We start from the raw sequence: 12,223 nt of genomic DNA, 5'->3' as shown, positions 1-12,223 counted from the left end.
ACCCCCGCCAGCACCACCTCACCCGCCGACGACGGCCCCCGATACACCCCACCCGAGAACTCCGGCTCCGGCAACGCCCGCCGATCCAACTTCCCGTTCAGATCCAACGGCAGCCGCTCCAACACCACGAACACCGACGGCACCAGGAACTCCGGCAACCGCTCAGCCACAAAACGCCGCACCTCGGCCGGGTCGACGCCGTCGCCGGCCGGGACCAGGTAGCCGACGAGCTGCTTGCCGCCGTCCGCCTCACGGACCAGTGCGGCCGCCTGGGCGACGTCCGGGTGCGCGGTGAGCGCGGCCTCGACCTCCGCCGGTTCGATCCGGAAGCCTCGCACCTTCACCTGGCTGTCGGCGCGTCCGACGCACTCCAGCTGTCCGGTCGAGGTCCAGCGGGCCAGGTCGCCGGTGCGGTACATCCGGCTGCCCGGCTCACCGAACGGATCCGCGACGAACCGCTCGGCAGTCAACCCCGGCCGCTGGTGATACCCCCGACCGATCGCACCACCGACATACAACTCACCCACCACACCCACCGGAACCGGCGCCAGACCAGACCCCAGCACATACGTCCGCATCCCACCCAACGGCAAACCGATCGGGGCGCTGCCCGTCCCGGTCAACGCTACAGGGGCGGCGGAGCCGGCAAGGGCTGCTGGGACGGCGGGCAGTTCGAACGTGGTCGCGTAGAAGCTCTCGCTCTGCCCGTAACCGTTCAGGATGCGGGTCGTGGGCATGACGGTACGGACCCGCTCCAGCAGAGCGGCCGGCAGCACCTCACCCGCGAACACGACCGCGTCCACCGTGGTCCGTCCCGCGATCTCGTCGAGCAACCCGGCGAAGACGGACGGCACGCAGCTGATCACACTGCCGGTCCAGCTGTCGCGCTCGGCGAGCTCCAGCACGTCGCGGACGATCTCGACGGTGCCACCGGCACTGAGCGCGGTGAAGATCTCGAAGACGGACACGTCGAAGTTGATCGAGGTCGCGCCGAGCAGCCGGGAGCCCTCGGTGATCCCCACCCGCTCGACGAGCCGGGAGACACCGTTGACCGCACCACGGTGCGTGATGGCGACGCCCTTCGGGGTGCCGGTCGAGCCCGAGGTGTACATCACGTACGCCACGTTCTCCGCCCGCAACGGCGCCAACCGCTCACCATCACCCAGATCCGACCCATCACCCCCGACCAGATCCACCTCCTCCAACACCAACAACCCCACACCAACCCCAGGCACCACACCCGACGTCACCGCATCCGTCACCACCAACGCCACCGACGCCTGCGACAGAATCAGATCCAACCGCCGACTCGGATACCGCGGATCAACCGGCACATACCCAGCACCCGACTTCAAGATCCCCAACAACCCGACAACCAGATCCACCGACCGCGGCAACGCCAACCCCACCAACGACTCCGGCCCCACCCCCCGCGACACCAACACCCGCGCCAACCGATTCGCCCGCGCATTCACCTCCGCAAACGACCACTCCACCCCCTCACACACCACCGCCACCGCACCCGGCGACACCCCCACCCGACGCTCCACCAACTCCACCAACGACCCACCCGGCACCCCACCCACCGAAGCGGCCACACCCACCAACCGCTCCAACTCCCCCACCAACAACACATCCACCGCACCCACCCGCAACGACGGATCCCCCACCACACCCCGCAACACCGACACAAACCGCTCCGCCAACCCCACCACCGACACCCGATCGAACAACTCCACCGCATACTCCAGGACCCCGGTCAGGCCCTCGCCGGTGGCGTCCAGGCCGAGGCCGAACTCCAGGTCGAACTTGGCGGTACCGGTCGAGACCATCTCCATGGCCGCGGTCAGACCGGGCAGGTCGAGGTCGACGCGTGCGGTGTCCTGCCAGGCGAACATCACCTGGAACAGCGGGTGGTAGGCGCTGGACCGCTCGGGATTGAGCAGCTCGACAAGGCGCTCGAACGGGGCGTCCTGGTTGTCATAGGCCGCGAGCGCCTTGCCACGCACCCGCTCCAGCACCTCGGCGAACGTCGGGTTCCCCGACAGATCCACCCGCAAGACCCACGTGTTGACGAAGAACCCGACCAGATCCGCCAGAGCCTCGTCACCACGACCCGCGATCGGCGCACCGATCGACACATCCTCACCACCACCCAACCGCCCCAACAGCACCGCCAACGCCGCCTGGAGGACCATCGGCGCCGACGCGCCGGTGTCCCGGGCGAGTCGCCGGACGGCGGCCCAGGTGTCGGGATCGACCGCGAACTCGACCACGCCACCGTCATGGCTCGGCACCGGCGGCCTGGGGTGGTCGGCCGGCAGCTGGAGCTGCTCCGGAGCCCCGGCCAACTCGGCCTGCCAGTAGGCCAGCTGGGCACCGAGTTCGCTCTCGGGGTCGGCCTCCTCGCCGAGTGCCTCGCGCTGCCAGAGCGTGTAGTCGCCGTACTGGACCGGTAGTTCGTCCCACTCCGGGTCACGGCCAGCGAGCCGGGCCGCGTACGCCGTCGACAGGTCACGGGCCAGCGGCGCCATCGACTCGCCGTCGAACGCGATGTGGTGCATCACCAGCACCAGCGCGTGCTCCCGCGCGCCGCGGCGCAGCAGGACCGCCCGGAACGGGATTTCGGTCGAGAGCTCGAAGGGGTGGCGGGCCGCCGCGGTGATCGCGTCCGGCTCGTCCGGCTCGGCCACCTCCCGCACCAGCAGCTCGAACCCCGTCGCACCGGTCGCAACGACGCGCTGGAACGGCACGCCGTCCGCATCCTCGACGAAGACCGTGCGCAGGCTCTCGTGCCGCGCCAGGACGTCGCGCAGCGCCGCGGCCAGCGCGGCCACGTCGAGCTCGCCCGCGAGCCGCAGCAGCACCGGGAGGTTGTAGGTCGCCGACGGCCCCTCGAAACGGTGCAGGAACCACAACCGGCGCTGCGCGAAGGACAACTCGATCATTTCGCCTCTACTTCCTCAGGTCATCGTTTCGCGGACGCGGACGGCCGGCGCTCATCAGGGGGCGATTCCGGCAGCCGGTGCGATTCGGTCGTCCGGGCGGTGGGAAACCGTGCGGCTCACAGAAATCAGCGAATTTCATTCGGGTGCGCTCACTCGGTGGCCTTACCGGGGCATGCACGCCTTGAGAGCTTCCGATGTCCGGGCGGTCGGGTCAAGCGGCCTCGTGACCGTCCCGTCGACGGGACGGGTCGCGGAGGCCGCGAGCCGACCACAGCGACCGCCCGGGCCAGTACGCTGCACGGACATTCGCAGGATTCGGAGCATTCGTGGCGTTCCCGGCACGCCGAGCGCCCGGAAGGAATCCGGAACAGGTCCGGCGGATATATGTCCGCCGAATGCGCCCGGCACCCGCCCGGCCGACCGCGCGGGAATTCCACGCGCATTCACCCGGAGCACGGCGACACAGGCGTGGACACAGACATTGACTCACACACAGAGGTGCAGGAGATGGCCCGTCAGTCGAATACCACAGGAGTGGCAACCGCGCAGCTGGTTCCCGAGTCCGCGGCCGCAGGGGAGGTGACCGGCGCGCCGCCCGGATCGGCCGGCGCGCAGAGCGCGCTGCTGCGGAGCGGCCTGAGCGCGCTGCACCGCGCCGACCCCGAGCTGGCCGAGCTGCTCGACGCCGAAGTCCACCGGCAGCAGGTGACGCTGGCGATGGTCGCCTCGACGAGCATCGCCGATCCCTCGGTGCTCGCCGCCGGTGGCTCGGCGCTGTCCAACGTGACCGCCGAGGGGTACCCGGGCGCCCGCTACCACCCGGGCGCGGCGCGGTTCGACCAGGTCGAGCGGCTCGCGATCGCGCGGGCCCGGCAGCTGTTCGGCGCCGCGTACGCGAACGTCCAGCCGCACTCGTGCTCCTCGGCCAACCTCGCCGTGCTCGCCGCGCTGGTCCCGCCGGGCGGCACCCTGCTCGGCCTGGACCTGGACTCCGGCGGCCACCTCACGCACGGCTCGCCGGCCTCGGTGACCGGGCGGCACTACCACGCGGTCCACTACGGTCTGGACCCGTCCGGCCGGATCGACTTCGGCCAGGTCGCGGCGCTGGCACGGGAGCACCGGCCCCGGCTGCTGATCGCCGGCGCCAGTGCTTATCCGCGCACGCTGGACTTCGCCCGGTTCCGGCAGATCGCCGACTCGGTCGGGGCGTACCTGCTCGCCGACATCTCCCACATCGCGGGCCTGGTCGCCGCGGGTGAGCACCCGAGCCCGATCGACGTCGCCCACGTGACGACGACGAGCACGTACAAGCAGCTCGGCGGCCCGCGCGGCGGGCTGATCCTGAGCGGACGCGACCACCGCACGCCCGGTCCCGACGGGCGGACGCCGCTGTACCAGCTCCTCCAGCGGGCGGTCTTCCCACAGCTCCAGGGCACGCCCAGCCCGGCGGCGATCGCGGCGAAGGCCCGGGCGCTCGCGCTCGCCGCGGGCCCGGAGTTCCAGCGCACCGCCCAGCTGATCGTGGACGACGCGCGCCGGCTGGCCGCCGAGTTGGAGCAGCTGGGCTACCACCTGCTGACCGGCGGCACGGACAACCACATGGTGCTGATCGACGTCGGCCACCGTGGGCTGACCGGGGTCATCGCCGAACGCGCGCTGGAGCAGTGCGGCATCCTCGCCAACCGCAACCGGATCCCGGGCGACAGCAGGCCGCCGCTGGTGACCAGCGGCCTGCGGCTCGGCAGCAACGTCCTCGCGCAGCGCGGGATGGGGCCCGGGCAGATGCGCGAGTGCGCGCGTCTGCTGCACCGGGTGCTGACGGCGACCACCGTGCTGAGCGACACCGACTACCGGCTCGACCCGCGGACGGCCGCCGAGGCGCGCGCCGAGGTCGAGGCGCTCTGCGCCCGCCATCCGCTGCCGGGCGCCTCGCTGTCACCGGTGGCCGCACTGCCCCCGGTCGCCGCACTGCCCCCGGCGGCGGATCCGCTGCCACGCACACACCCGCTGCCGCCGGCCGCCGTCGCCACCGGGGCCGAGCAGTGAGCGGGCCGGCCCGACCGAGCGCCCCCGACACCACCGACGCCCCGGAGCCGCCGGTGCTGATGCCGGCCGACCGGCCGCGCCGCACCGGGGCGACACCAGCCCCCCTGGACCGGACACTCATCGAACTCGGAATGACATCAGCCGAGTTGGGGCAGCATTGGCAGGACCGGCTGCTCGCCGGCTGGGCCGCACTCCTGCACCGCTGCACCGGCCTGGCCCGGATCGGCCTGCGCCGGACGGGCCCCGGCGGCCACACCGACCGGGTGAGCCTGACGATCAGCGGTGATGCACCACCACCCGCACCGATCGAGGGCGCCACGAGCGAACCGGACGCAGGCCCGGCGCCGGTGGGCATCCGCTTCACCGCCGGGCCCGACGAGACCGGCGCGGACGCGAAGAACGCGGCCGAAGACAGCGCGTTCGAACTGGATTTGGTCATCCGGGAGCGCGGCGACGGCTCCCTCGGCCTCGAACTGCGCTACGACGCAAGGCTCTTCGATCCGGCCACAGCCGCGCGCTGGCTCGACTGCTACCGCACGCTCGTCACGGACGCGGCTCGCCATCCGGACCGCCCGGTGGCCCGGCTGCGGCTGCTCACCGACGCGCAGCTGCGGCGCACACTCATCGAGTGGAACCGGACGGCGACCGACCAACTGCCCGACGGCTGCCTGCACGAGGCGTTCGAGGCACGCACCCGAGCGGCGCCGGACGCCGTGGCACTCGTCCACGCCGGCGTCCGATGGACCTACCGACGGGTCGATGAGGCCGCCAACCGGCTTGCCCGGCACCTGCGTTCGCTCGGCATCGGCCCGGATGCCCGGGTGGGCCTGTGTCTGGACCGCTCGCCCGAGCTGCTGGTCGCGGTGCTCGGCACGCTGAAGGCCGGTGGCGCCTACGTACCGCTCGACCCGGCCTATCCGAGCGCGCGGATCGCGACGATGGTCACCGGCACCTCATGCGCCGTGATGATCAGCCGGAGTGACCTCGCGGGCAACCTGCCCGACGCGGCAACCGGCACGCCGCTGGTCCTGCTCGACCGGGACGCCGACGCCCTGGCCGCGCTCAGCGCAGCCGCGCCGACGACCGCCGCAGCCGCGCCGACGGCCACGGCCGGCCCGGAGGACCTCTGCTACATCATCCACACCTCCGGCTCCACGGGCACGCCGAAGCCGATCGCACTGCGGCACCGCGGCGTGCTGAACAACCTCGCGGACCTCAACTCCCGCTTCGGCGTGGGCCCCGGCGACGCGGTACTCGCGCTCTCCTCACCCAGCTTCGACATGTCCGTCTACGAGTTCCTCGGCATCACGAGCGCCGGCGGCACCGTCGTCGTCCCGGACCCGGCCCGGCTGCACGACCCCGCACACTGGGTCGAGCTGATCGCGGCGGAGGGCGTCACGATCTGGAACTCCGCCCCGGCCCTGCTCGGGCTCCTCGTCGACCGCGTGGAGCAGACCGGCAGCGGCCCAATGCCGTCCCTGCGGCTCGCGATGCTCGGCGGCGACTGGGTGCCGGTGACGCTGCCCGACCGGGTCCGCGCACTCGCCCCCCACCTGCGCTTCGTCGCGCTGGGCGGTGCGACCGAGGCCTCGATCCACTCCACGATCTACGAGGTGCGGCGGGTCGACCCGGCCTGGACCAGCATCCCGTACGGCCGCCCGATGGCGAACCAGCGCACCTACATCCTCGACGATCAGCTCCAGCCGGTCCCCCCGGGCACTGCGGGCGAGCTGTACCTGGCCGGCGCCGGACTCGCCCGCGGCTATCTGGACCAGCCCGAGCGCACCGCCGAACGCTTCATCGAGTGGTCGTTCGGCACCGTCCTCGGCGAGACCGTCGGCGAACGGCTCTACCGCACCGGCGACTTGGCCCGCTTCGACGCCGACGGTCTGATCGAGCTGCTCGGGCGGACGGACTTCCAGGTCAAGATCAACGGCCTGCGGGTCGAACTCGGCGAGATCGAGGCGCTGCTGCGGACCGCACCGGGCGTGCGGCAGACCGCGGTGGCCGCCCGGGACGGACGGCTCGTCGGCTACGTCGTCCCGCAGCAGCCCGGCCGGGCCCCGGCCGACTGGGCCGAGGAGCTGCGCGCGCTCGCGGCCGCGCAGCTGCCGGAGTACCTGGTGCCGCACGCGATCGTCGTGCTGGACGCACTGCCGCTCACCCCCAACGGCAAGCTCGACCGCGCGGGCCTGCCCGCGCCGGAGCTCGCCCGCGCCGCGTACCGGGCACCCCGGAGCGACGCCGAGCGGACACTCGCGGCGGTGCTCGCGGACGTCCTCGGCCACGACCAAGTCGGCATCGACGACGACTTCCTCGCGCTGGGCGGGGACAGCATCGCCGCCATCCAGGTGGTGACGCGCGCCCGGGTGCGCGGGCTGGAGGTCAGCGCGCGGCAGATCCTGCAGAGCCGTACCGTCGCCGTGCTCGCCGAACTCGCCACCGCGATCGCACTGCCGGACGGCGGGCCGGCGGACGGCGGGCCGGCGGACGGCGTGCCGACGGACGGCGGGCCGGGAGACATCGCGGCCGCCGCCGAGGGCGCCGCCACCACCTCGGGGCCGCTCGTCACGGTGGATCCGCAGGACCTCGCGCGGTGGCGGCGCGCGCACCCCGGGCTCGCGGACGTCTGGCCGCTGACACCCATGCAATCCGGGATGCTCTTCGACTCGATGCTGAACGACACCGGCGAGGACCCGTACCACCTCCAGACGCTGTACCGGCTGTCCGGCCGGATCGACACCGAGCTGCTGCGGAGCACCGTCCAGGCCCTGCTCGACCGGCATGCCGGGCTGCGTGCGGCGTTCGTCCGGGACTCGGCCGACCGCCAGCTGGGGATCGTCCTCGACGGGCTCCGACTCCCCTGGCAGGCCATCGACTTCGGCGACCTCGGCGAGAGCGGACGGGAGCGGGCGGTGCGCCGGTTCCTCGACCGGGACCGAGCCGTCCGGTTCTCCCTGGCCGACCCTCCACTGCTGCGGGCGGCCCTGCTGCGGTTCGGCGCCGAGCGGGCCGTGCTGGTCCTCAGCGCGCACCACGCGCTGCTCGACGGCTGGTCGGAACAGGTCCTGGCCGGCGACCTGCTGCGGCTCGCCGGCGGGGACGGCTCCGCGCTGCCGGCCCCACGCGGTTTCCGGGACTTCCTCGGGTGGCTCGCCGGCCGGGACGAGCAGGCGAGTGCCCGGGCCTGGGCCGAGGAACTCGCCGGCATCGACGCTCCGACGCTGGTGGCTCCGGCCGCCGTCCCGCACACCGCCGCCGCGGGCGTCGCGGAGGTCGCGCTGCCACTCGACGCGGACGACTCCCGGCGCATCGCCGACGGCGTCGCCCGGCTCGGCGTCACCGCGAACACACTCGTGCAGGGCGCGTGGGCCGTGCTGCTGTCCGCCCTGACCGGGCGCGAGGACGTCGTCTTCGGCGCCACCGTCTCCGGCCGGCCCGGATCCCTCACCGGGGTGGAGTCCATGGTGGGCCTGTTCATCAACACCGTGCCGGTGCGGGTCCGGTGCGCGCCGCAGCAGAGCGCCGCGGAGCTGCTGACCGGTCTCCAGGAGCGGCAGACGGCGCTGCTCGACCACCACCACCGCGGGCTCACCGACATCCACCGGGACGCCGGCCTCCCGGCGCTCTTCGACACGCTGGTCGTCTTCCAGTCGTTCCCCGCGGAGCGGCCGGGCGCGGAGGTCACCGCGGCGGCCGGATTCGAGGTCACCGGCGTGGACTCGGTCGGCGCGGTCAGCTACCCGCTGGCGCTGTTCGTGGCGCCGGACCGGCTGACCGTGCAGTACCACCGGAACCGCTTCGACCGGCGGACGGGCGAGCTGATCCTGGCGCAGCTGCGCGCCGTCCTGCACCGGCTGGCGGCCGAACCGCACCGGCCCGTCGGCACGGCGGAGCTCGCACTGCCCGCCCGACCGGAGCGCCGCACCGGCCCGGCCACGCCCGAGCTCGTCTCCACACCCGCCGATGCCGATGCCGGCCATGACACCGGCACCGGCACCGAGCGGACGCCACAAGAGACCGCGCTGTGCGCGCTGTTCGCCGAGGTGCTCGACATCGACCGGATCGGCGTCCACGAGCGCTTCTTCGAGCTCGGCGTCAACTCGCTCATCGCGGGCCGCCTGGTCAGCCGGATGCGACGCACGCTCGGACTGACCGTGTCGATCCGGACGCTCTTCGACCACCCGACGATCGCCCAGCTGGCCCGGCAGATCAGCACCGGACCCGCCAAGTCACGCCCCGAGCTGCGCAGAAGGACGCGCTGACCGAAACCGACGGATGCCGCGACACCGGTGGCAGGCCGGGGCCGCGGCATCCGTCGTCAGCCAGCGCGCCCGGGGCCGGGCCGACACCGGCCGGTACCCGCGCCTTGATGACCGATTCCCTCCACTGTTACGACAAGTTCTCCTCATGGCGCCCCCACTCGCACCGCTCTGGCGCTAATCTGGCACCACGTGGCGTCACCGAGGGGGGACCGCGGCCCGGACACGGGTGCGGCACCGGTGGCGCACGCTCCGGGCCCGGAGTTGCGACCCCGCGACCCCGCGACGAAGCGCGGACCACGCCGCTTCGACCGCCGTCCGCACGGGACGACCCACGGCCGCAGATCTCCTGGAGGGGCCTCCGATGCCGACCTTCGACACACCCGCACCTGTCCGGGCGGTGCTCAACCTGGTGTTCGGCCAGGTCCGGATCATCGCGACCGACCGCACCGACACGACCGTCGAGGCGTATCCGCGCGACGCCCGGGACCAGACCGACGTGCAGACCGCCGCACGCGTCCGCGTCGACTGGACGGACGGCCGCCTGCTGGTGACCGTCCCGGAACCGGCCGGCGGCGGCGCCGACGGCGGCGCGGTCGTCCTCGTGGTCGGCCTGCCGACCGGGTCGAGCGTGCTCGGCCGGGCGCTGGCCGCCGACTTCCTCGGCGTGGGGGAACTGGGCGACTGCCGGGTCAGCACCGGCCTGGGACACATCCGGCTGGAACGCACCGGCAGCCTGCACCTGACCGCCTCGCTCGGCGACATCACGGTGGACAGCGCGGTCGGCACCGTCGAGGCCACCGCGGAGCGCGGCAGCGTGTACCTGCGGCGGGTGGAGGGCAGGGCCACCATCAAGGCGACCTGCGAGGGCGACGCCACCGTCGGCGAGGTGCGCGGAGTGGCCCGCCTGCACGCCGAGAACGGGGACATCAGCATCGGCCGGGCGCACACCGGGGTGGAGGCCCGGACGACCCAGGGCCACATCAGCATCCGCGAGGTGGTCCGGGGCTCGGTCGCCGCCGACACCACGTTCGGCGACATCCGGATCGGGGTGGCCGGGACCACGGGCGCCCGGCTCGCCCTCGACGCCACCGCGGGTACCGCCTACACGGCGCTCTCACTGCTGGACGAGCACGAACCGCCCGCGGAGGTCGTCCACGTCCACGCCCGGACCGTGATCGGCGACATCGTCGTGGCGCGCTCGGAGGCGCGCCCGGACGAACGCCCGGACGGGCGAACCGACGGGCGAACCGCCTGACACCGATTGCGCGACCGGCTTGTACTGTCGGCGGGACACCGCCCGGCACCTCGGAACACACCACCGGAACGCGCCACCGGAACACGTCACCGGAACGCAGCGGAGCGGCCCGCCTGAAATCACCGGAATTACCGACGGGAATTCCGGCGGACCGGCTCTTCGGTTACCGTGATGACCCGTAGAAGATTCTGCAGCAGCCCTGTCACCACCACGCCAACGGGAGAATTTTCCATGGGTACTTCCGCCATCGAGACCTACGACGTGGTTGGCGTCGGGTTCGGTCCCTCCAACCTGTCACTCGCCGTCGCACTGGAAGAACTCCGGGCCGACCTGCCGGGGCAGCCGCTCACCGCCGCGTTCTTCGAACGGCAGTCCTCGTTCGGCTGGCACCGCAACATGCTGCTGCCGCAGACGACGATGCAGATCTCCTTCCTCAAGGACCTGGCGACCTTCCGCAATCCGGTGTCCCGATACAGCTTCGTCTCGTATCTGCACGCCGTCGGCCGGCTGACCAGGTTCGTCAACAACCAGGATTTCTTCCCGACCCGCCAGGAATTCCACCAGTACCTGGAGTGGGTCGCCGAGAACTTCACCGCGCAGGTTTCCTACGGCTCCGAGGTCACCGCGGTCCGGCTGCCCGAGAAAACCGGATCCGAATATCCCGACTACCTGCGGGTGGAGATCCGCAGCAACACCGGCGATCGCCCGCGACTGGTCAACGCGCGCAATCTGGTCATCTCCACCGGCCTGGTTCCGCGCATGCCGGACGGCGTGGCCCGCGACGACCGGGTCTGGCACAGCTCCGAATTCCTGGCGAAGTTCCGCCGGATGAATCCGGACGACCTGAAGAAGGTCGCGGTCGTCGGAGCCGGGCAGAGCGCCGCCGAGATCGCCCGGTTCCTGCACGACGAGCTGCCGCACGCCCGGGTGACCGCCGTCCTGCCGTCGTACGGCTACTCGGTCGCGGACGACACGCCCTTCGCGAACCAGGTCTTCGACCCGAGCGCGGTCGACGACTACCACTTCGGCACCGAGCAGGCCCGCGAGGCGTTCTGGCGCTACCACCGCAACACCAACTACTCCGTGGTCGACGACGACCTGATCCGCGAGCTCTACCGGCGCGCGTACGACGAGGACGTCAGCCAGGCCAAGCGGCTGCACTTCCTGAACCTGACCAGGGTCAGCGCCGTGAAGCGGGCCGGCAGCGCGACCACGGTCACGCTGAACTCGCTGGTCGAGGGCGGGGAACGGGAGCTGGCGACCGACGCGCTGGTCTTCGCGACCGGCTACGACACGATGGACCCCAGCACGCTGCTGGCCGGCCTGGGCGACCACTTCCTGCGCGACGACGCCGGGCGGCTGCGGGTGGAGCGCGGCTACCGGCTCGCCACCACACCCGGCCTGCCCGCCGACGTCTACATCCAGGGCGGCACCGAGCACACGCACGGCCTCACCTCCTCGCTGCTGTCGAACCTGGCCACCCGCAGCGGCGAGATCGTCGAATCCATCGGCCGGCACCGCGCCGAACGCCGCCTGGTCCGGCCGGTCCCGATCCCCGCCGACCGGGCCGCCCGCTGACCCACTAGGCCGTGTCTCATAATTCGCGTCGGATCAGCGCGCGGCGTTGGGCGCCCGGCTGGGCGTGCCGGCGAAGCGTCCTCGTACTGGGTCGTACTTGGGCGTTTCGCCGGTGCGTCCAGGCGGGATGC

The 12,223-nt window shown here is 72.4% G+C and carries 4 protein-coding genes and 1 pseudogene; 4 read left to right on the top strand and 1 reads right to left on the bottom strand.

Annotated elements, in window-relative coordinates; genetic code table 11:
• Window positions 1–2,948, bottom strand: a pseudogene (locus AC060L_RS37060) (non-ribosomal peptide synthetase); the annotation flags it as partial.
• Between the two features lie 534 nt (window positions 2,949–3,482).
• Here AC060L_RS37060 and AC060L_RS37055 point away from each other — a divergent pair.
• The 4 genes from AC060L_RS37055 to AC060L_RS37040 all read left to right on the top strand — a co-directional run bounded on the left by AC060L_RS37055 (window position 3,483) and on the right by AC060L_RS37040 (window position 12,092).
• Entirely contained in the window at window positions 3,483–4,994 is a 1,512-nt protein-coding gene (locus tag AC060L_RS37055) for a serine hydroxymethyltransferase (RefSeq protein ID WP_483803398.1), read from the top strand.
• A gap of 131 nt (window positions 4,995–5,125) precedes the next feature.
• On the top strand, window positions 5,126–9,259 hold the full coding sequence (locus AC060L_RS37050; RefSeq protein ID WP_483803397.1) for a non-ribosomal peptide synthetase: 4,134 nt from the start codon (window positions 5,126–5,128) through the stop codon (window positions 9,257–9,259).
• A gap of 361 nt (window positions 9,260–9,620) precedes the next feature.
• Window positions 9,621–10,514 (top strand): DUF4097 family beta strand repeat-containing protein, encoded by an 894-nt coding sequence (locus AC060L_RS37045; protein WP_483803396.1) that lies wholly within the window; start codon window positions 9,621–9,623, stop codon window positions 10,512–10,514.
• 231 nt (window positions 10,515–10,745) lie between these two features.
• Window positions 10,746–12,092: a lysine N(6)-hydroxylase/L-ornithine N(5)-oxygenase family protein gene (locus tag AC060L_RS37040; RefSeq protein WP_483803395.1), complete on the top strand. Its 1,347-nt coding sequence runs from the start codon at window positions 10,746–10,748 to the stop codon at window positions 12,090–12,092.
• Window positions 12,093–12,223: the final 131 nt, after the last annotated feature.

It is taken from the genome of Kitasatospora sp. NEAU-69 (genome assembly GCF_057158765.1).
The sequence above is the reverse complement of the archived record's forward strand: the minus strand, read 5'-3'. Positions and strand labels throughout refer to the sequence as shown.

What these genes read in the sequence shown, in the direction of transcription:
- AC060L_RS37040 (WP_483803395.1), top strand. Translation starts at nt 10,746, where the DNA reads ATGGGTACTTCCGCCATCGAGACCTACGACGTGGTTGGCGTCGGGTTC.
- AC060L_RS37050 (WP_483803397.1), top strand. Translation starts at nt 5,126, where the DNA reads ATGACATCAGCCGAGTTGGGGCAGCATTGGCAGGACCGGCTGCTCGCC.
- AC060L_RS37045 (WP_483803396.1), top strand. Translation starts at nt 9,621, where the DNA reads ATGCCGACCTTCGACACACCCGCACCTGTCCGGGCGGTGCTCAACCTG.